Consider the following 21,783-nt stretch of genomic DNA (forward strand, 5'->3'; position numbering starts at 1 on the left):
GATGCGCTTCCGCCACCCCGACGGCTCCACCGTCCACCTCGCCTACTGCACCAACGTGCACCCGGCCGAGACCCTCGACGGCGTCCTCGCCCAGCTCCGCGACCACTGCGAGCCGGTCCGCCGCCGGCTGGGCCGCGACCGCCTCGGCATCGGCCTCTGGCTGGCCCGGGCCGCGGCCCACGCCCTCGTCACCGACCCGGCCGCACTGCGCGGCCTGCGCGCCGAACTCGACCGGCGCGGCCTGGAGGTCGTCACCCTCAACGGCTTCCCCTACGAGGGCTTCGGCGCGCAGGAGGTCAAGTACCGGGTCTACAAGCCGGACTGGGCCGACCCCGAGCGGCTCGACCACACCACCTCCCTCGCCCGCCTCCTCGCCGGGCTGCTCCCCGACGACGTCACCGAGGGCAGCATCTCCACCCTCCCGCTGGCCTGGCGCACCGCCTACGACGACGCCCGCGCCGAGAAGGCCAAGGCCGCCCTGCGCACCCTCGCCGAGCGGCTCGACGCCCTGGCGGAACTGACCGGCCGTTCCATCCGGATCGGCCTCGAACCCGAGCCCGGCTGTGTCGTCGAGACCACGCGCGACGCCCTCGCACCGCTCGCCGCGATCGCCCACGACCGCATCGGTGTCTGCGTCGACACCTGCCACCTCGCCACCTCCTTCGAGGACCCGCACACCGCCTTCGACGCCCTCGCCGAAGCCCGGGTCCCGGTCGTCAAGTCCCAGCTCTCCGCCGCCCTGCACGCCGAACACCCCGCTCTCCCCGCCGTCCGCGAGGCACTCGCCGCCTTCGCCGAGCCCCGCTTCCTGCACCAGACCCGCACCCTCGCCACCACCGGCCCGGACCCCACCACCGGCCCGCACGCGACCACCGGCCGACACGCGACCACCGGCCCCTCCGGCACCGGCGTCCTGCGCGGCACCGACGACCTCGCCGAGGCCCTCACCGGCGACGCCCTGCCCGACACGGCACCCTGGCGCGCCCACTTCCACGTCCCCCTGCACGCGTCTCCCGCCGCCCCTCTCACCTCCACCCTCCCCGTCCTCAAGACCGCCCTGACCCGGCTGGTCGGCGGCCCGCACCCGCTCACCCGCCACCTTGAGGTGGAGACCTACACCTGGCAGGCCCTCCCACCCGAGCTGCGCCCCCGCGCCCGCGCCCAGCTCACCGACGGCATCGCCGCCGAGCTGACCCTCGCCCGCGAGCTGCTGACCGACCTCGGCCTGAAGGAACTGCCATGACCGCCGCCCTGAACGGCTCCGCCCGCGCCGAAGGCCCCACCCCGCTGCTCGTCCTGGACGTCGTCGGCCTCACCCCCCGTCTCCTCGACCACATGCCGCACCTCAAGAGACTCGCGCAGTCGGGTTCCCGCGCGCCGCTGGGCACCGTCCTGCCCGCCGTCACCTGCGCCGCCCAGTCCACCTTCCTCACCGGGACCCTCCCCTCCGAACACGGCATCGTGGGCAACGGCTGGTACTTCCGCGAACTCGGCGACGTCCTGCTCTGGCGCCAGCACAACGGCCTCGTCTGCGGCGACAAGCTCTGGGACGCCGCCCGCCGCGCCCACCCCGGCTACACCGTCGCCAACATCTGCTGGTGGTACGCCATGGGCGCGGACACCGACTTCACCGTCACCCCGCGACCCGTCTACTACGCCGACGGCCGCAAGGAACCCGACTGCTACACCCGGCCCGCCGCCCTGCACGACGAACTCACCGAGAAACTGGGCACCTTCCCCCTCTTCCACTTCTGGGGCCCCGGCGCCGACCTGGTCTCCAGCCAGTGGATCATCGACGCCACCCGTCACCTCACCCGCACCCGCCACCCCGACCTGACCCTCTGCTACCTCCCTCACCTCGACTACGACCTGCAGCGCTTCGGCCCCGACGACCCGCGCTCCCTGAAAGCGGCGGCCGACCTCGACGCCGCGCTGGCCCCCCTCCTCGACGACGCCCGCGCCGAGGGCCGTACCGTCGTCGCCCTGTCCGAGTACGGCATCACCCGCGTGCACCGGCCCGTCGACATCAACCGCGCCCTGCGCCGCGCCGGCCTCCTGGAGGTGCACACGCAGGACGGCATGGAGTACCTCGACCCGATGGCCTCCCGCGCCTTCGCGGTCGCCGACCACCAGATCGCCCACGTCTACGTCCGCCGCCCCGAGGACCTCGCCGCCACCCGCGCCGCACTCGACGCGGTGCCCGGCATCGACCAGCTCCTGGACGACGAGGGCAAGAAGGCCCACCACCTCGACCATCCGCGGGCCGGTGAACTCGTCGCCGTCGCGGAGCCGGACGCCTGGTTCACGTACTACTACTGGCTCGACGACGCCCGCGCGCCCGACTTCGCGCAGCTCGTGGAGATCCACCGCAAACCCGGCTACGACCCGGTCGAGCTGTTCATGGACCCGCTCGACCCCTACGTCAAGGTCAAGGCGGCCACCGCGCTGGCCCGCAAGAAACTCGGCCTGCGCTACCGCATGGCGGTCGTGCCGCTGGACGCCTCACCTATTCGCGGCAGCCACGGCCGCCTTCCCGCGAGCGACGACGACGGTCCGCTCCTCATCTGCTCCACCCCCCACGCTGTCGGCGACCGTGTCGCGGCCACCGACGTCAAGCAACTCCTGCTCCGGCTGGCCGGGCTCGGCTGAGACACGGCCACGAGGGCCGCCGAGTCCGAACTGAATTCAGTGAAGCACGCACCACTGACAACGGCCCGCCGCGCACCGTCGCGGCGGGCCCCGACAGAAGGCAGGCACCCGTGACCCGCAGCTCCGACACGTCCCGCACCGACCCCGCCGACCCCGCCGGCGGTCCCGGCGAGGCCCTGCGCCGCAGCCTCGGCGTCGGCCGCCGCCGCTTCCTCTCCACCTGCACCGCCGTCACCGGCGCGGCCGTCGCCGCCCCCGTCCTCGGCGCCTCCCCGGCCCTCGCGAAGGCCCCGAGCGGAACCACCGGCCACCACCACGACCACCACCACGACCACGACCACGGTCACGGCGGTGACGTCCTCGTCCCCGCCCACAAGCGCGGCATCATCCTCTACACCGTCCGCGACGCCATCGCCCGCGACCCGCTCGCCGGCGACCTGCCCTCGGGCTTCCGCGAGGTCTTCAAGCAGCTCGCCCGGCACGGCTACCGCCAGGTCGAGTTCGCCGGCTACGGCCAGCACCCCAACGCGCCCGGCGGCGCGAGCCTGGAGTCCGTCGAGGGCGCCAGGCTGCTGCGTCGCTGGCTGGACGAGTACGGGCTGCGCGCCCAGGGCAACCACGGTTTCATACCGCCCTCCTGGCCGCTGACCACCGCCGACCTGGACACCTTCAAGAAGCACCTGGAGATCGCCCACATCCTCGGCATGGACCACATGGGCACCGGCGGCGACCCCACCGGCAGCGCCCACCGGGCCGACTGGGACGTCGCCGCCGACAAGTGGAACGCCCTGGGACGGATCGCCCGCCGCGAGGGCATCAAGCTCTACACCCACAACCACGACGCCGCCTACGGCTTCCTCCTCGACGGCGGCCCGCCGGACGCCCAGGGCCGGCCCACCCGCAGCTCCGGCATCCGCAGGCTGGAGTACTTCCTGAAGGTCACCGACCCGAAGCTGGTCTGGCTGGAGATGGACATCTTCTGGGCACACGTGGCCCGGTACAAGTTCCCCACGTACACCGCGCACGACGGCTCCACCCGGGAGCGGGTCTTCGACCCGGCCGGGCTCGTCGCGCGCCACAGCAAGCGCTACCCGCTGTTCCACGCCAAGGACGGCGTGATCAGCACGACGAACGGCATGGGCTACGAGATGGTGCCCTTCGGCACCGGCGTCATCGACTACACGACGTTCTTCTCCCGGGTCGGGGAGCGGGCCTACCGCAACCCCATGGTCGAGGACGACAACTCCCCGAGCGCCACCGACCCCGCGCAGTCGCTGCGCGAGGCCAAGATCAGTTACGACAACCTGGCGGCCCTGCGCAAGCGCCGCCGCTAGACCCCTGTACGGGGCTACAAGGGCAGGTCGTAGCGGACGAGGGTCTCGAAGTCCCAGCCGGTCAGCGAGAAGGCGCCGTCGCCGAAGAGGGCGACCACCTCCTTGTCGGGCCGCGCCTGCTTGGCGGCGAGCACGAAGGGCACGCCGACGCCGAGGGTGCCGAGCGGGCCGGGGTCCATCCAGTGGCCGGGCGACCTGGGCTGCACGACCTGACCGGAGAAGGTGACGATGTCACCGCCGTCGCCGATGTAGATCGAGTCCTCGGTGAGGAAGTCGTTGATCTCGCTGACCAGGCGGTAGGGGTGGATGGGGGAGGCGTCCGAGCGGAGCTGCGGCAGCCGCTTGCCGAGGGCGGTCCGCTCGGCCGTGCGCAGTTCGTCCAGCCACTCCTTGCGCCCGGCCGCGCCGCCGCCCAGCCGTCCGGAGGCCGCCTCGGTCACCGCCGTCAGCACCAGCCCGGCGTCCCCGACGATCCCGAGGTCGATGTCCCGGTTCTTGCCGACGGTCCGGTAGTCGAGGTCGATCTGCACCACGGTCGCCTCGGGGGAGAGCCGCTTGCCGTAGCCCATCCGGAAGTCGAAGGGCGTGCCGACGATCACGATGACGTCGGCGGCGGAGAAGGCGTACCGGCGCGAGAGCTGGAAGTGGTGCGGGTCGCCGGGCGGCAGGGTGCCGCGGCCGGCGCCGTTCATGTACGCCGGGATGTTCAGCGTGCGGACCAGCCCGGCCGCCGCCTCCGTGGCGCGGGTGGTCCACGCCTGGCTGCCGAGCAGGATCGCCGGTTTCTCGGCGTGCGTGACCAGATCGGCGAGGCGTTCGATCGCCTCGGGGTCACCGGCCGACCGGGTCGAGGCGCGGTACGCCCCGGCCCGGGGTACCCGGGCCCGGTCGGCGGGCACCTTGGCGTCGAGCACGTCGCGCGGGATCTCCAGGAAGGAGGGGCCGGGCGCGCCGTGGTAGCACTCGCGGAACGCCATCGACACCAGGTCCGCCGCGCGGGCGGTGTCCGGCACGGTCGCCGCGAACTTGGTGATCGGCGCCATCATGTCGACCCCCTCGGCTTTCAGGGCCTTGGCCACGAGGTGGCCGCCGGAGATGACGTCCTGGGTGTCGTCGGGCATGGCGAAGCGGGTCCCTTCCGTCAGGGGTGGGGGCACTCTCGCATGGATTGCATACAGTCGACGCATACTGTATGAAGCTTGTTGTCCCGCATCCGGTGAGTGGTGTCCAGGGGCGTGCGGCACTTTCCGGCCGACGTGCCCCGGCGACGCCGCCCAGGGGACGGAAACGCAGGTGAAAGGCGCTGCGAAACCTTGGTATGGTTGTTCTCGTCGCCGCGGGGATCACCCCGCGCAGGGCGACGGACACCTTGTCCGGGTGGCGGAATGGCAGACGCGCTAGCTTGAGGTGCTAGTGCCCTTTATCGGGCGTGGGGGTTCAAGTCCCCCCTCGGACACCAGCACAGCAGTACCGGTACCAGCAGAGACCCCAGTTCGCCTGGGGTCTCTGCTGTTTTTCCGGACGGTGCCGCCGGCGGCCGGGTGGCCGGCGGATCGGCGAGGGTCGGCGGCGTTTCCGCCCCATGCTCCCCATTGGTCACTTTTCGCCTCACGCGTTTACCTCAGCACCTTGACGCACACCGAAACGGAGTGCACCCTTGCAATAAGGAATGTCGCCCTTCCTTCGGACTGCGATGGATTTCAAGGGCTGACACATGAGCGAGCCGGCGCACAGAAGAGACCGCACCTTCCGTTACCTTCGCCCCCTCCCTTCCTCGACATCTCCTGAGCACTCTTCACACATCTCTTGAGTACTTCTTCACGAAACGCGACCGAGAGAATACGGGGTGGGCCGAGTCATGAAGACATCCGATGTGCTGATCAGCGGTCTGGGGGCTTTTCTTCCGGACCGGGTTCCTATCGGATGGGCGGTCGAACGGGGGCTGATCGACCGGAGTGCCGCAGAAGAGTACGGAATCACCAGTGTCACCGTCGCGGGCGACACACCCGCTCCGGAAATGGCGGTGCGGGCATGCCGGCAGGCACTCGAACGGGCCGAACAGGATGCCGCGTCCCTCAGTCTTCTGCTCTACACCAGCGTCTGGTACCAGGGGCCGCACGGCTGGTGCCCGCAGTATTACGTGCAGAGGCACACGGGTGCGGGAAATGCCACCGCGGCCGAGATCAGACAGGGCTGTATGGGCATGTTCTCCGCTCTGGAACTCGCGGCGAGCCATCTCATGGCCGCACCCGAGCACGAGGCCGCTCTGGTCACCTCCGGAGACAACTTCACCTCGGAACTGCTGGAACGCTGGCGATTTAGTCCGCATTTCGTCATGGGTGACGCCGGTTCCGCCGTCGTCCTCAGCCGACGGAAGGGTTTCGCCCGGCTCAAGGCCGTCAACGCGGTCACGCTCCCCGAGTACGAGGCCATGCACCGCGGGCCCGAGCCCCTGTTCCCGCCCGGGGCCGGCCTGCCGAACAAGCTGGACTTCGGCGACTCCAAGGACCGCTGGCTGGCCGGCCCGGACCGGGACCCGGCCGGACCCCTCAAGCTCGTGGCCGCGCAGGACGAGCTGATCAGCCGCACCCTCGAAGAATCCGGCATCACGATCCACGACATCACTCGCGTCGCCTATGCCAACGGGTCACGGGAACGCGTCGAAGGACGCGCGATGATACCGCTGGGCCTGCCGATGTCCCTCTCGACATGGGAACAAGGACGCACCGTCGGTCATATCGGCGCCAGCGATCAGATGGTGGCACTCGAACAGCTTCTCCTCTCCGGTGAACTGCGCGGCGGGGATCATTTCCTGATGCTCGGCGTCGGTCCCGGACTGAACATCGCCTGTGCCGTGATCGAGATCCTCGAAACCCCGCACTGGTCCTCCGCCCTTCCTGCCACGGTCACCGCTTCGTGAAAGGCGCCTCATGGACTTCAGCCTGAGCGCTGAACAACAGGAGCGATACACGCATATAAGAAAGAGCGCCGAAGAACTTCTCGATTGGAACAAGCTCGCCGATCTCGGATTATTGGGCGCGGCTGTTCCGGAGGAATACGGCGGTGCGGGTTCAGGGGCGCTCGACACGGCCCTTCTGTACGAGGGGGCGAGCGTAGGCGGCGCGGACAGCGGACTGCTTTTCGCCGCGGCGGCCCATCTCTTCGCCTGTGTCAGACCGGTGCTGGAGTTCGCGCTCCCGGAGACACGGCGGAAACTGCTTCCCGCGCTGTGCTCGGGGAAACTGGTGGCGGGAAATGCCATGACGGAACCGGAGGCGGGATCGGACATCTCCCGGCTGGCGACCACGGCCACCCAGGTCGACGGCGGATATCTCCTCGACGGTGTCAAGAGTTTCGTCAGCAATGGTCCCGTCGCCGATCTCTACGTCACCTATGCCACGACGAACCCGGACGGCGGCTATTTCGCTTCCACCGCGTTCGCCGTGGACCGCGACACCCCCGGTCTGGTCGCCGGGGGGCCCATGGCGAAGTCCGGCCTGACCGCCTGCCAGGCCGGCGAGGTGCGGTTCACCCGCTGCTTCGTGCCGGACGACCGGGTGCTCGGCAGCCCCGGACAGGGACAGTTGGTGTTCCGGACGTCGATGCGGTGGGAGCGGTCCTGCCTGTTCGCGATCTACCTCGGCCAGCAGGAACGTCTCATCCAGGAGTGCGTCCGGCATGTGCGGGACCGGCGGCAGTTCGGGAAGCGCCTCGCCGACCTCCAGCCGGTCGCGGACCGGCTGGCGGACATGAAGCTGCGGCTGGAGAGCGGACGGCTGCTGCTCTACCGGGCCTGTACCGAGATCGACGGCGGCCAGGACCCCGACCTGTGGATCGCCCTGGCGAAACTGGCCGTGTCCGAGGCCGCCGTCGCCACCGCGCTCGACGCCACCCGGATCTTCGGGGGCCGCGCCTTCCTGACGGAGTACGGGATCGAGGAACAGCTCCGCGACGCGGTGCCCGCCACCACCTTCTCCGGCACCTCGGACATCCAGCGGCAACTGATCGCCCGGGAGATGGGACTGTGAGCCTCTACCGCCTGGTGGCCGACGCCGCCGCCCGGACACCGGCCGCGCTCGCGGTGAGCGACCTGGTCACCGGCATGAGCTACGGCGAACTGGACGCGCGCGCGGACACCTACCTGGCCGCGCTGCGCGGGCGCGGCGTCCTGCCGGGCGACCGCGTCCTCGTGTGGACCGACAAGACGGCCGAAGCGGTGGCCGTCGCCCAGGCGGTGCTGCGGTGCGGCGCGATCCACGTCCCCGTCCCGCGCGGCAATCCCCCGGGGCGGGTCGCCCGGATCGCCGCGGACGCCCGCCCGGCGCTGATCGTCACGGACCACGCCGAGCAGCTCCCCGGCGTCGCCTGCGTACCGCACGCGGATCTCGCCCGGGAGGCGCCGTCCGGCTCCCGCCCCGCCCCCCGTCCGGTCCGGCCGTCCGACCCGGCGTACATCCTCTACACCTCGGGCTCGACAGGGGCGCCGAAGGGCGTCTGTCTCAGCCACGGGAACGCCCTCGCCTTCGTCGACTGGGCCTGCCGGGAGCTGGACCTCACCCCGGCCGACCGGCTGGCCAACCACGCCGCGTTCGGCTTCGACCTGTCGGTCTTCGACCTCTACGGCGCCTTCCGGGCCGGCGCGTCGGTCCACCTCGTCGGCGAGACCCTCGCCCAGGCCCCGGCGCCACTGGTCGACTTCCTGCTGGAACGCCGCATCACCGTCTGGTACTCGGTGCCGTCCGTCCTGGTGCTCATGGCCGAGTACGGCGAGCTGCTGGAGCGCGGACCGGGGGCGCTGCGCGCCTGCGTCTTCGCCGGCGAGCGGTTTCCGCTGAAGCCGCTGAAGGAGCTGCGCCGCGGCTGGCCCGGCGTCCGCATGCTCAACTGGTACGGCCCCACCGAGACCAACGTGTGCACCTCGTACGAGGTGACCGCCGCCGACCTCGCGCGCACCGCGGCCATCCCGATCGGATCACCCGCGGCCGGCGACACGGTGTCGCTGGACGACGGCGAGATCGTGGTCGGCGGCCCGACCGTCATGCTCGGCTACTGGGGCGGCGAGCCGCAGGCCGGACCGTACCGTACCGGGGATCTCGGCCGGTACGACGCCGCGGGGCTGCTGGAGTACCGGGGCCGGATCGACGACATGGCGAAGGTCCGCGGCCACCGGATCGAACCGGCCGAGGTGAACGGTGTGCTCGTCGCGCACGAGAAGGTCCGCGACGCGGTGGTCCTCGTCGTGGGCGCCGGTCCGGACGCGCGGCTGCACGCCTTCGTGATCCCGGAGACCGGGGCGGCGCCCGAGTACGCGGAGCTTCGACGGCACTGCGCCCGCTTCCTGCCGCCGTACATGGCCATCGACGCGCTGCACACGGTCAGCGGCTTCCCCCGCACCGGGAACGGCAAGGTCGACCGCGTCGCGCTCGGCGGCCTGGTGACGCGGGGAGCGGGCGTATGACGGGCGCGGCCTGGGACGCCTTCTGGTCGGCGCTGCCCGCCGAGCCCGGCGCCGCCCTGTGGGACTCGTCGCCCCGGTTGACCGCGGCGCGGCACCTGCCGCTGTTCAGCGGGCACGCCGACCCGTCGCTGCCCCTGCTCGACGTCGGGTGCGGCAGCGGACGGCAGACGCGGTGGCTGGGCCGGCACTTCCCGCGGGTCGTCGGAGTGGACATCGCCGAGGCCGCGGTGAGACTGGCCGCCGCCTCGCACCCGGCGCCCAACGTCGACTACCGCCGCGCCGATCTGCTCGACCAGGACAGCGTGGCGGCGCTGCGCGCCGAACTGGGCGACGTCAACGTCTACATGCGCGGCGTGCTGCACCAGCTCGCCCCGGACCAGCGCGCCAGGATGCTGACGACCCTCAGGCTCCTGCTCGGCGGGGCGGGGGTGCTGTTCGCCCAGGAACTGACCGAACGCACCGGCTGGTACGTCGCCGAGCTGCTCGCCGGCGGCGCGGAACTGCCCAAGACGGCCGGGCTGGCCGCCCACTTCGACTTCGGCGCCCGCGTCGCCCCCACCGAGGACGGGCGCCTGCGGCTGCTGTTCGAAGGAAACGGATTCGACGTCGTCGGCGACGGCGACATCGCCCTGCACACCACGGAACGCACCGCCGACGGCCGCCCGCTCGAACTGCCGACCAGATACCTCGTGGCGCGCGCCTCGGCCCGGCCGCGACACCCGGAGGAAACCGTGTCCGACACCCGGAGGAGACCATGACCGACCTCGACCGCAGCACGCTCCTCGCCGAGCTGCTCGGCTACGTGCGGGACGAACTGGCGACGGGCCTGCCCCCCGACCTGATCACCGCCGACGGTCCGCTGCTGGAGCTGGGGGTGCTGGACTCGGTGCGCACCGCGCGGCTGCTGGCACACCTCCGCACCACGTACGGCGTGCGCGTCCCGCCCGTCCACATGACCGGTGAACACTTCCGCACGCTGGAGACGATCACCGACCTGATCCTGCTCCTCCGCTCGCGGACCGCCTCCCTCTGACGGGACCTGACAGGAGAACAGATGACGCAGGACCACGACCGCGACCACGACGGCGACCACGACCGCGACCACGACCACGCCTACGACTACGACATCGGCATCATCGGCGGCGGCCCGGCCGGTTCCACCGCCGCGTCCTACCTGGCCAAGGCCGGTCTGTCGGTCGCGGTCTTCGACAGTGAGTTCTTCCCGCGGGAGCACGTGGGCGAGTCCCTGGTGCCGGCCACCACGCCGGTGCTGCTGGAGATCGGCGCCATGGACAAGATCGAGGCGGCGGGCTTCCCGCGCAAGTACGGCGCCGCGTGGACGTCGGCCGACGCCGACGAGGTGGACCCGCTCGGCTTCCAGGTCCACGACCACGGCCTGGGCGCCGCCGACGTGCTGTTCAACGAACGCGACCAGCTCGGTGTGGACCGTGACCACACCTTCCACGTCGACCGCGGCCGGTTCGACCACATCCTGCTCAAGCACGCGGAGAGCCTCGGGGCGAAGGTGTACTCCGGGGTGCGGGTGCGCGGCGTGGACTTCGCCGACACCACCCGCCCCGTGCTGCGGGTGCAACTGGGCGGGGCCAGCGCGCAGGTGGCGGTACGGATGGTCGTCGACGCCAGCGGACGCGGCACCCTGCTGGGGCGGCAGCTCAAGGTCAAGGTGCCCGACCCGGTGTTCAACCAGTACGCCGTGCACAGTTGGTTCGAAGGACTCGACCGGGAGGCCCTGGCCAACGACGAGAACCAGGCCGAGTACATCTTCATCCACTTCCTGCCGCTCAGCGACACCTGGGTGTGGCAGATCCCCATCTCCGACACGGTCACGTCGGTCGGGGTCGTCACCCAGAAGGCCCGGTTCAAGGAGGCCAAGGACGACCTCGAAGGCTTCTTCTGGGACTCGGTGGGCAGCAGGCCCCTGCTGCGCGACGCGCTGAGGAAGGCCGAGCGGGTGCGCCCCTTCAAGGCCGAGGGCGACTACAGCTACGGCATGCGCAAGGTGTGCGACGACTCGATGGTGATGATCGGCGACGCCGCCCGGTTCGTCGACCCCATCTTCTCCAGCGGGGTCAGTGTCGCCATGAACAGCGCCCGGCTGGCCTGCGCCGACATCATCGCCGCCGCCGAGGCCGGTGACTTCAAGGCCGCCCGGTTCGCGAACTACGTGACGAAACTGCGGCGCGGCGTGTCCAGTTGGTACGAGTTCATCTCCCTCTACTACCGCCTCAACATCCTCTTCACCGCCTTCGTCCAGGACCCCCGCTACCGCATCGACGTCCTGAAACTGCTCCAGGGCGACGTCTACGACGAGCAGGAGCCGGTCGCGCTGACGGCGATGCGCGAGTTCGTCGCCGCCGTGGAGGCGGACCCCGACCACCTCTGGCACCCGCTGCTGGGAAACATGAAGGTCTCCCTCAGCTCCCGCGCGTTGTTCTGACCGCAGAGAAAGTGGTGCATCCGCATGAACCGCATGAGCGAACCCCGGCCCTCGGGCACCGCACCGGGCAGCACGCCCATGAGCCACGGCCGGGGACCGGCATGAGACCGGCCGACGTCTTCCTCGCCGGCCTCGGCTGCTGGCTGCCGGCCCCCTTCGAGGCGTCCGAGGCGGTCGCCGCGGGCCTGTACGACGCCGCGGCCTTCGCCGAGAGCGGTCTGCGCAGCGTGCTGATCGCCGGACCGGAGTCACCGCCCGACATGGCCGTACGGGCCGCCCGGACCGCGCTGAGCCGCACCCCCGGAGGGGCCGCCGCGATCGGCACGGTGCTGCACGGCTCGACGTTCTACCAGGGGCCCGAGATGTGGTCGCCGTCGGCGTACATCATGCGGGAACTGGGCATCTCGGGGGCCGGGAGCACGGAGATCCGCAACGGCTGCAACAGCATGCTCACCGGTGTGGAGCTTGCCGCGGGACTGCTGCCGCACCAGCCGGCGAGCCGGCCGGACATCCTGCTGACCACGGCGGACAACTTCAACTCGCCCCTGTTCAACCGCTGGGACAGCGGGCCGATGGGGGTGATCGCCGCCGACGCGGCCAGCTCCGTCGTGATCAGCCCCACCGCGGGTTTCGCCCGGGTCGACGCGGTCGTCTCCCGGGTCTACCCGGAGTTCGAGGCGATGGCGCGCGGCGACGAGCCGCTCTATCCGCCCACCGGGTCCGCGGGCCGCCGGATCGACACCGTGGAGCGCGCCGAGCAGTTCAACGGGCGGGTGCGGGAGGTCGGCGGCGTGAGCATCGCCGACGGCATCGCGAAAGCCTGCTCCGAGACGGTGCTCGCCGCCCTGGGCGAGGCCGGGCTCGACGGCTGCGACCTGCGCTGGGTCCTGGTGCCCAACGGCGACGAGGCGACCACCCGGAACTGCGCCATGGACCCGCTCGGCCTGGACGTCTCCCGGTCGCAGTGGGAGTTCGGCTGCGGGATCGGGCACGCCTCGGCCAGCGACCAGTTCATCGCCCTCGACCATCTGCTGCGCACCGGGCAGCTCGACGCGGGCGACCACGTCCTGCTGTTCGGCGGCGCTCCGGGATGGTCGGCCGTGGCCGTGGTCCTGACCATGTGCGAACCGCCCTCCTGGACCTGAGGACCGACGATGCCGACAGGAGGTGCCGCGTGACGGCGCAGCAGCAGGACCCGGCCGCCCCGCAGCCGATCGCCATCGTGGGCATGGCGTGCGAGTTCCCCGGCGCGGACGACGTCCCCGCGTTCTGGAGGATGCAGCTCGACGGGACCGACGCCACGTCGGACGTGCCGGCCGACCGGTTCCCCATCGACGCCTTCCACGACCCCCGCCCGCGCACGCCCGGCCGGATCATCAGCCGCCGCGGCGGCTTCCTGCCCGACATCCGGGGCTTCGACGCCCCCTACTTCGGCATCTCCGGCCGCGAGGCCGGCCACATGGACCCGCAGCAGCGGCTGCTGCTGCAGACCGCCGCCGCGGCCGTACGGGACGCCGGCCTGACGCTGGACCAGCTCGCGGGCAGCCCGACCGCGGTGGTCGTCGGACAGCGGACCGCCGAGTACTGGGACCTGCTCCGGGCCGCCGGAGCGCTGGACATCTACGCCAACACCGGCACCTCGCGCAGCGTCCTCTCCGGCCGCCTGTCGTTCTTCTTCGACCTGCGCGGCCCGAGCACCTCCGTGGACACCGCCTGCTCGTCCTCGCTGGTCGCCGTCCACCAGGCGTGCGCCGCGCTGCGCGGCGGGGAGGCGACCCTCGCCCTGGCCGCGGGCGTCAACCTGGTGCTCACCCCGGAGGAGAGCATCACCTTCTCCCAGGCGGACATGTTGTCCGCGGCCGGCCGGTGCAAGTTCGGCGCGGCCGACGCCGACGGTTTCGTGCGCAGCGACGGCGTCGGCGTCGTCGTCCTCAAACCGCTGGCCAGGGCCGAGGCGGACGGCGACCGCGTCCACGCGGTCATCCACGGCTCGGCGGTCGAGAACGAGGGCCGCAGCAGCGGATACCTGATGACCCCGTCGCAGAGCGCGCAGACCGACACCATGCGGCGCGCCTGCGCGCGCGGCGGCATCGCCCCGCGCGCCGTCGGCTTCGTGGAGGCCCACGGCACCGGCACACCCACCGGCGACCCGATCGAACTCCGCGGCCTCGACGAGGTCTACGGCACCGGCGCGGGCCGCGCGAGCACGGACCCCCTGCTGGTCGGCTCCGTGAAGACGAACATCGGCCACACCGAGGCGGCGGCCGGCATCGCGGCCCTCATCAGGGCGGCGCTCTGCGTGGCACACGGCGTCGTCCCGCCCGCACTGCACAGCGCCCGGCTGACCGACGCGGTGGACTGGGACCGCATGGCGCTGGAGATCCCGCAGACCGCCCGCGCCTGGGGCCGGGACGGCACCCCCCGGTACGCCGCCGTCAGCTCTTTCGGCATCTCCGGCACCAACGCCCACGTCGTCCTCGGTGAGCACCGCCCCGCCGCCGTACCGCCCCCGGCCGGCGCACCGCGGCCCTACCTGCTCGCCCTGTCCGCGTCGACACCCGCCGCCCTGCGCCGACTGGCCTCCTCTTACGCGGACTTCCTCGGGCCCGACGGGGAGGGCCGCCGGCACGCCCTGCGCGACGTCGCCTTCAGCGCGCTGACCCGGACCACCCAGCACCGGCACCGTCTGACCGTACTCGCCGCGGAACACGACGAGGCCGTCCGGCAGTTGCGGAGCGACCGGCCGGTCATCTCCGCCAGGCCCGGCACGCGGTGGCGGACCGTCTTCGTCTTCCCCGGTCAGGGCTCCCAGTGGTCCGGCATGGGGCGCGGGCTCCTGCGTACCTCCCCGGTCTTCAGAGAGACCCTCGAAGAGTGCGACCGGCACGTCCGCGCCGAGCGCGGCTGGTCGGTGATCGAGCGCCTGACCGGCGGCGACGAGGCGGACTGGCCGATCGACGTGGTGCAGCCGCTGCTCTGGGCGGTCGAGGTCGCCCTGGCCGCGCTGTGGCGGTCCTGGGGCGTCGCCCCCGACGTGGTGATCGGCCACAGCATGGGCGAGGTCGCGGCCGCCTGCGCCGCGGGCGCGCTCACCCTGGCCGACGGCGCGGCGGTGATCTGCCGCCGCAGCGCCCTGCTCGGGGAGATCGCCGGCACCGGGACCATGGCCGCGGTCGACCTGCCCGCCGACGAACTGCGCCGGGAACTCGCCGAAGTGCCGGACGTCGACGTCGCGGTGAGCAACAGCCCGCGGCGCAGCATCATCTCCGGCCGCACCCCGGCGGTGGAGAAGGTACTGGGCGCGCTGTCCGAACGGGACGTCTTCACCCGCGTCGTCAAGGTGGACGTGGCCTCGCACAGCAGCCACGTCGACCCCCTGCTGGACGCGCTGCGCGCCGCCCTGGCGTCGATCCGGCCCCGTGCGGGCCAGGTACCGCTGCGGTCGACGGTGACCGGGAACCTGCTGACCGGGGAGGAACTGGACGCCGGCTACTGGGTGCGCAACCTCCGCGACGAGGTCCGCTTCCACGCGGCCGTCGACGCCGAGACCGCCCGCTCCGAGACGGCGGCCGTCATCGAGATCAGCCCGCACCCCGTCCTCGGCGCGGCGGTGCGGGAGTGCCTGCCCGGGGAACGCACCGACGACCAGGTCGTGCAGTCCCTGCGGCGCGACACCGACGACCTCACCGCGCTGCTGACCTCGGCCGGCCGGCTTCATCAGGCCGGCTACCCGCTGCGCCGCGACGCGCTGTTCGACGGCCCGGCCACCTACGTGGGGCCGCCCCCCTATCCCTGGCAGCGCGCCGAGTTCTGGTTCGATCCGGGCCCCGGTCCCCGGCCCGGCCCGCCCGCCCGGCCGGGCGGGGCGGACACCCCCGGCGGCGGGCACCCGCTGCTCGGCGCGCACACCGTCCTCGGCGACGGCGCGCACCGGTGGGAGGGCCCCGTCGACCTGGAGCGCAACGCCTACCTGCTGGACCACCAGGTGCAGGGGCTGGTCATCCTGCCCGGCACCGCCTACCTGGAGCTGGCCGTGGCCGCCGCCGCCCGCGGCGTCGGCGCCGACGCCGTGGTCCAGGACATCCGCTACGACAAGGCGCTCTTCCTCACCGCGGGCGCCCCGCCGCTGCTGCGGGTCACCCTGAGGCCGGCCGGGCCCGGCTGGGCCTTCGACGTCGCCACCGCCGACCCCACCGCCACCGCCGACCCCACCGCCACTGCCTCCGTCTCCGCCTCCGAATGGACCCGGCACGCGCACGGCCGGGTCGAGCGGGCACCCGCCGGCACCCGCATCCTCGAACTCCCCGAGGACCCGCCCCGGCAGATCGCCGAACGCACCCCCGACCACTTCACCGGCGCCGAGTTCTACCGCCGCTTCGCGGCCCGCGGCAACGACTGGCACGGCGTCTTCCGGGGCATCGGGCGGGTGTGGCGCGGTGACGGCGAGGCGCTGGCCGAGATCGTCGTCCCGGACGGCCTCGGCGGCGCCGACCCGCACCACGTCCATCCGGCGGTCCTCGACGCCTGCGGACAGGTGCTCGCGGCCACCCTGCCCGACACGGCCGTACCCGGCGAGGAACACGCCTTCGTGCTGGGCTCCCTCGACGCGTTCCGCGCCCACGGGCCGCTCACCGGCACCCTGCACAGCCACGCGGTGCGGCGCGAGCTGACGGCCGAGTCGTTCAGCGGCGACGTCGTCGTCCGCGACGAGCGGGGCACGCCGCTGGCCGAGTTCCGGGGCCTGCGGATCCGGTGGCTGGTGCGCCGGGAGGAACCCGCGCCCCTGGCCGACTGGCTCTACCGGCCGCGCTGGCTGCCCGCCGTCGCGCCCGGGGCGCCGCCGGAGCCGCCGGACGCCAGGGCCTGGCTGGTGTTCGAGGACGAGGAGTTCGGGCCGCGGCTCGCACCGGCGCACGGCGCGCGGATCGCCGTACGGCCCGGGGAGAGGTACGAGCGCGCGGGCGACGGGACGTACCGCGTCGACCCGTCCCGTCTCGACGACTACGCCCGGCTGCTGCGCGAGGCCGGCCGTGACCACCCCGGGGGCGTCGCCGCCGTGGTGCACCTGTGGAGCCTGCGGCCGGCCCGGCCGGTGGGGGCGGTGCCGCTGGGGCTCGGCAGCGCGCTGCTGCTGGACCGGGCGCTGTCCATGGCACCGGCGGACGGCCCCCGCCCCCGGCTGGTGCTGGTCACCCGGGGCGCCGAGACGGTCGCGGAAGCGGACGGGGCGCCGGACGCGGAGCAGTCCGCCGTGTGGGGCTTCGGACGTACGGCGGCCAGTGAGCTGTCCGTTGTGCGGCACACCCTCATCGATCTCGACCCGGCCCGGGGCACGGCGCAGACGGCGGCGCTGACCCGGGAGATCGCCGTCCCCGACGCGGCCGAGGACCAGATCGCGCTGCGGGCCGGCACCCGGTACGTCCTGCGGCTGCGCCGCACCGCACCGGCGTCCGGCGCCGGCGAGGTCACCGTGACCGGGCCGGCCCGCGAGGGCGGCGCGGGCCCGGTGCGGCCGGTGGCCGCGGCCCGGCCCCCGGCCGCCGACGAGGTGCGGATCGCCGCCGCGTACGGCGGGGTCGGCTTCCGCGACGTGCGCCGGGCGGCCGGGGCCCACCCGGACCACGGCGACGACCACGGCGACGACCAAGGTGACGGGCCGGGCGCGGAGGCCGCCGGCGTGGTGACGGCCCTCGGCACCGGCGTGCGGGGGCTGGCCGTGGGCGACCGCGTGGTCGCCGTAGCCCGTCCGGGACCGGCCACGCGGGTCCTCGCCGACCGGCGGCTGACCCACCGCGTGCCCGCCGGACTCTCCCTCGCCGAGGCCGCCACCGTGCCGGTCTCCTACCTCACCGCCTGGTACGGACTGGTCGAACTGGCCGCGCTCCGCGAGGGCGAGAAGGTCCTCATCCACTCGGCCACGGACGGGACGGGACTCGCCGCCATCCAGGTCGCCCGGTGGCGCGGCGCCGAGATCCACGCCACCGCCGGCAGCGAGCGGGAGCGGGCCCTGCTGCGCGCCATGGGCGTCGCCCACGTCGCCGACTCCGGGGCGGACTTCGCCGGTCCGCTGCTGGCCGCGACCCGGGGGACGGGGATGGACGTCATCCTCAACTCGCTGAGCGCGGCCGCCGCCGACCAGAACCTGAGCATGCTCGCCCCGTACGGGCGCCATCTGGAACTGGCCGGGCGGAACCCGGCGGACGGCCCCCCGACCGGCCCCGGCGCCCTGCCGCGCAACGCCTCCTTCCACACCCTGGACACCACCGCCCTCTGCCGCGAGCACCCCGAGCGGGCCGGGGCGCTGCTCGACCGGGTACTGCGCCTGATCGCGGCGGGCGAACTCGCGCCGCTGCCCGCCGAGGTGCACCCGCTGGACGCCGTCCCCACGGCCTTCGACGACCTGGCCGGCTCCCGGCACGTCGGCAAGATCCTCATCGACCTGCGGACCACCCCGGCGCACCCAGCAGCACATCCACCGGCGCCCGTACCCGCACCCACGCCCGTGCCCGCACCCGCGCCGACCCGGATACGGCCGGACGCCACCTATCTCGTGACCGGCGGTGCCGGCGGCCTCGGTGCCGAGCTGGCCCGCTGGCTGGTGGCGCGCGGCGCCAGGCACCTGCTGCTCACCGGCCGTTCCGTACCCGGCAGGGCCGCTCCGTCGGCGGACGGCCTCACCGACCTGCTGGCGGAGGTGCGCGGCCGGGGCGCCGAGGCGCAGTACGCGCCGGTGGACGTGGCGGACGAGCGGTCGATGCGCCGGCTGGTCGAGCACCGCCGCGCGGCCGGCCGGCCGGCGGTCCGGGGCGTCTTCCACACCGCCGGCGTCTTCCTGTACAAGCCGATCGGCGACACCACCCTGCGGGACCTGGAAGCCGTACTGCGGCCGAAGCTGGCGGGCGCCCGCGTCCTGGACCGGCTCTTCGAGGACGACCTCGACCACTTCGTCCTCTTCTCCTCCGGAAACGCCCTGCTGGCATCACCGCAGGTCGCGGCGGGGGCCGCCGCCAACGCGGCCCTCGACGCGATCGCCCGCGGCCGGCGCAGCCGGGGCCGCGGGGCGCTCGCGGTGAACTGGGGCTTCTGGACCGACCGGGGCATGGCCGCCAAGGCGGGCACCGCACTGGGACGGAACCTGATCCCGCGGGGCATGACCGGGTTCACCGCCGCGGCGGGACTCGCCGTGCTGGACCACCTGCTGGCCACGGAGGCCGGGGACACCGTGGTCATGCCGGTGGACTGGGCGCGGTGGCGGGCCGCCTACCCCGTCGCGGCCGCGTCCCCGTTCCTGCGGGACGTCGTCACCGAGGCCCCCGCGCGCCGCACCACCGCGGCCCCGCCGCCGCCCGCTCCACCCGCTCCACCCGCGGCGGAGCGCGCCCGGCCCGAGCGCGCGCCGACGGCCCCGGATACGGCGACACCGGGTACGGCGACACCGGCCGCCCCCGGCACGGCCGCCCCGAGTACGGCCGCCCCCGGCACGGCCGCCGCCGCCGAGGACCGGGCGGCGCTGTTCCGGGCCGGGGTCGCGGCCGTCCTGCACGTCGACTCCGAGCACCTCGACCCGGACCTGGACCTGACCAGCCAGGGACTCGACTCGCTGATGGCGGCGCAGTTGCGACAGGAGGTGCAACGCGCGCACGGTGTGCTGCTGCCGGTCGGCAAGATCCTCAGCCGGGCGACGCTGCGTGAACTGACGGAGCACCTGCTCGCCGCGCCGCGACCGGAGTGACGGCGCTCCCCGGCCGCGGCGACACGGCCGGGGCGGGTGCGGCGGCCGGGCCGGCCCCCATGCCCCGCGCGGGGCATGGGGGCCGGCCCCGGCTCACGGGTAGGACACCACCGTCGACGGCACGGTCGACGTCCCCGACGTGGGCGCGCCCGTGTCGTTGATGACGCGCTCGTACTGCCCGTTGCCGCCCAGCGACACCACCAGCAGGCCGTGGAAGCGCACGCCGGGGCGGTTCGGGGCGGCGAAGCCGTGGTGCTGCACGATGGCCGGGTTCACGTTGTAGTAGCAGTAGCTGCCCAGGCCCCAGCCCTCGTGCTCGGTGACGTTGTCCCCGACCTTGTAGGCGGCGTAGCCCTTGACCGAGCCGTTCTGGACGGCGGCCTGGTTCGGGGCGTCGTACGCCTTCTCGTTCTGGTAGAAGATCGTGCGGCCGCGCTGGCCGTTCCACTGCACGTCGTACTTGTTGAAGTGCTCCACGAACAGGCCGGTGGCCAGCACGTCCGCGCCGTTGACGACCACGCCGTAGTCGGCGCGGTTGGTCTCCCAGCCGACGCCCTCGCCGTGGTCGGCGCGCCAGACCCAGGTGTGGTCGACGACTGTGTGCCGGCTGTTGACGACCATGCTGGTGGTGGCCTTGCCGGGGCCCGCGCCGCCGATGCGGATGAACACGTCCTGGACGGTGGTCGGGTTGGCCGAGTGGTCGCGGGCGGCGCCCTGCGGGCCGACCTCCAGCAGGGTGGGGGAGTTGACCGGCCCGGCGTCGATGAGGAAACCGGCCAGCCGTACGCCGTCGACGTCGGCGACCTTCACCGCGGTGACGCCGTTGTCGGGGATGAGGGTGGCGTAACCGAGCCCCAGGACCACGGTGTTGGCCCGGTCCACCGCGATCGGCCGGTCCAGGTGGTAGATCCCCGGCGTCAGCAGCAGGTGCAGGCCCTCGGTGAGCGCCTGGTTGAGCGTGGCCGCCGACACGCCCGGCCTGGCCACGTAGAACTGCGACAGCGGCAGCGAGGTGCCGCGCGGGGTGCCGTTGCCCCAGGAGACCCCGCGGGCGTTGGTCCGCTTCTCGGGCAGGAAGACCCGGTACGCGCCGCCGTCGAGGTACAGGAACGGCTTCTCGCGGGAGACGGGCGTGGTGTCGAGCGTGGTGTACGGCGGGTTCGGGAAGCTCTGCGCGGGGGCGCCGGTCACCCCGGAGAAGACCATGTTCCACACCGCGTTCAGCCAGGACCCGATCGAGCTGTCGCGGGTGTACCACTGCTGCTGGGAGTACGGACCGACCTGGCCGTCGATGCGGCTGTCGGCGATGTAGCCGCCGCTGGCCCAGCCGTACCCGGCCGGCGCGAGGTTGAGGCCGCCGCGCACATGCATACGGCGGAAGGGCGCGGCCTGCGAGACCGCCCAGCGGTTGGTGCCGTTGACCGGCACCAGGGCGAGGTTCTCCGCCGAACGCCAGAAGTTCTGCGTGGCGTTGCCGTTGAACCAGCCGGCGTCGACCGTGACATCGCCGTTGATCGTGGTGTCGTCGGGGGAGAGGCCGAGGCCGGAGATGGAGGTGTAGAAGCCGATCTGCGCGTTGAGGCCGTGGTACGTGCCCGGCTTGAACAGCAGTTGGTAGCGGCCGGTGCCGAACTGGGCCGACTCCTGCTGCCGGAAGATCTCGTCCAGCCTGCCCTGGATGTTGGGCGTCGAAGGGTCGAACACGATGACGTTCGGGCCGAGGTCGCCGCCGCCGGGCAGCGCGCGGGTGCCCTCGTCGCGGGCCGGCGGCGCGGCCGCGGCCGGGGTGGTCGCCAGCCCGGCGAGGAAGGGCGCGGCGGCGACGGCGCCGGCACCGCCGAGGACGGCTCTGCGGCCGGGGGCCGGGCGGTGCGGCTCGGGGGTCTCGGACGGAAGGGGGGAGCCCGGGGAGTGGGAGGACATGGGCGGCTCTCCTGTCGGAATTGTTCAGGAAGTGAACGGTGGGGGTGTGGGGAGCGCTCTCTCGCCGGGGAATGTTTCTCGGTTCCGAACGCGGGCGTCAAGAGGGGCGACGGAGTTCGACTCGTGGTGTCGAAACCCTTGACGGGTCTGCCCGGGAGGATTTAACTCACGTCCTAAATTAAGCCGTGAGTGCGCCTGTGAACGCACGGTCTCACGAGCGTCGTGTGCA

General features: G+C 72.9%; 12 protein-coding genes, 1 tRNA gene and 2 pseudogenes. 13 read left to right on the plus strand and 2 right to left on the minus strand.

Going from position 1 to position 21,783, the window contains the following annotated elements; genetic code table 11:
- Position 1 precedes the first annotated feature (1 nt).
- From eboE to ABEB00_RS04045, 3 genes are all read left to right on the plus strand, one after another.
- Positions 2-1,243 carry a metabolite traffic protein EboE gene (gene eboE, locus ABEB00_RS04035; protein WP_345617459.1) on the plus strand — a complete coding sequence of 414 codons (1,242 nt, stop codon included), beginning with the start codon at positions 2-4 and terminating at the stop codon, positions 1,241-1,243.
- Entirely contained in the window at positions 1,240-2,649 is a 1,410-nt protein-coding gene (locus ABEB00_RS04040) for an alkaline phosphatase family protein (protein ID WP_345617460.1), read from the plus strand. The genes eboE and ABEB00_RS04040 overlap by 4 nt, the downstream gene beginning before the upstream one ends.
- Positions 2,650-2,759: 110 nt before the next feature.
- Positions 2,760-3,983, plus strand: a complete 1,224-nt coding sequence (locus ABEB00_RS04045; protein WP_345617461.1) for a sugar phosphate isomerase/epimerase family protein — start codon at positions 2,760-2,762, stop codon at positions 3,981-3,983.
- 20 nt (positions 3,984-4,003) lie between these two features.
- Here ABEB00_RS04045 and ABEB00_RS04050 read toward each other — a convergent pair.
- Positions 4,004-5,104 (minus strand): annotated as a pseudogene (locus ABEB00_RS04050) (thiamine pyrophosphate-binding protein); the annotation flags it as partial.
- A 250-nt stretch (positions 5,105-5,354) separates the two neighbouring features.
- Here ABEB00_RS04050 and ABEB00_RS04055 point away from each other — a divergent pair.
- The 10 genes and pseudogenes from ABEB00_RS04055 to ABEB00_RS04100 all read left to right on the plus strand — a co-directional run bounded on the left by ABEB00_RS04055 (position 5,355) and on the right by ABEB00_RS04100 (position 19,631).
- Positions 5,355-5,442, plus strand: a tRNA-Leu gene (locus ABEB00_RS04055).
- 414 nt (positions 5,443-5,856) lie between these two features.
- Positions 5,857-6,903, plus strand: coding sequence for a ketoacyl-ACP synthase III family protein (locus ABEB00_RS04060; RefSeq protein ID WP_345617462.1), 1,047 nt, complete (start codon positions 5,857-5,859; stop codon positions 6,901-6,903).
- 10 nt (positions 6,904-6,913) lie between these two features.
- Positions 6,914-7,213, plus strand: a pseudogene (locus ABEB00_RS04065) (acyl-CoA dehydrogenase family protein); the annotation flags it as partial.
- A 30-nt stretch (positions 7,214-7,243) separates the two neighbouring features.
- Positions 7,244-8,011, plus strand: a complete 768-nt coding sequence (locus ABEB00_RS04070; protein WP_345617516.1) for an acyl-CoA dehydrogenase family protein — start codon at positions 7,244-7,246, stop codon at positions 8,009-8,011.
- Positions 8,008-9,441, plus strand: coding sequence for an AMP-binding protein (locus ABEB00_RS04075; RefSeq protein ID WP_345617463.1), 1,434 nt, complete (start codon positions 8,008-8,010; stop codon positions 9,439-9,441). Before ABEB00_RS04070 ends, ABEB00_RS04075 begins: the two co-directional genes overlap by 4 nt.
- Entirely contained in the window at positions 9,438-10,199 is a 762-nt protein-coding gene (locus ABEB00_RS04080; protein ID WP_345617464.1) for a methyltransferase domain-containing protein, read from the plus strand. Before ABEB00_RS04075 ends, ABEB00_RS04080 begins: the two co-directional genes overlap by 4 nt.
- Positions 10,196-10,474 carry an acyl carrier protein gene (locus ABEB00_RS04085; RefSeq protein ID WP_345617465.1) on the plus strand — a complete coding sequence of 93 codons (279 nt, stop codon included), beginning with the start codon at positions 10,196-10,198 and terminating at the stop codon, positions 10,472-10,474. The genes ABEB00_RS04080 and ABEB00_RS04085 overlap by 4 nt, the downstream gene beginning before the upstream one ends.
- Positions 10,475-10,495: 21 nt before the next feature.
- On the plus strand, positions 10,496-11,899 hold the full coding sequence (locus ABEB00_RS04090; RefSeq protein ID WP_345617466.1) for an NAD(P)/FAD-dependent oxidoreductase: 1,404 nt from the start codon (positions 10,496-10,498) through the stop codon (positions 11,897-11,899).
- A gap of 101 nt (positions 11,900-12,000) precedes the next feature.
- Positions 12,001-13,044, plus strand: coding sequence for a ketoacyl-ACP synthase III family protein (locus ABEB00_RS04095; RefSeq protein ID WP_345617468.1), 1,044 nt, complete (start codon positions 12,001-12,003; stop codon positions 13,042-13,044).
- A gap of 29 nt (positions 13,045-13,073) precedes the next feature.
- Positions 13,074-19,631 (plus strand): type I polyketide synthase, encoded by a 6,558-nt coding sequence (locus ABEB00_RS04100; RefSeq protein ID WP_345617469.1) that lies wholly within the window; start codon positions 13,074-13,076, stop codon positions 19,629-19,631.
- A gap of 93 nt (positions 19,632-19,724) precedes the next feature.
- Here ABEB00_RS04100 and ABEB00_RS04105 read toward each other — a convergent pair whose 3' ends face one another.
- A complete protein-coding gene (locus ABEB00_RS04105) occupies positions 19,725-21,554 on the minus strand; it encodes a coagulation factor 5/8 type domain-containing protein (protein WP_345617471.1) in 1,830 nt (609 codons plus the stop codon).
- Positions 21,555-21,783 lie beyond the last annotated feature (229 nt).

Source organism: Streptomyces ziwulingensis, assembly GCF_039542605.1.
GTDB lineage: Bacteria > Actinomycetota > Actinomycetes > Streptomycetales > Streptomycetaceae > Streptomyces > Streptomyces ziwulingensis.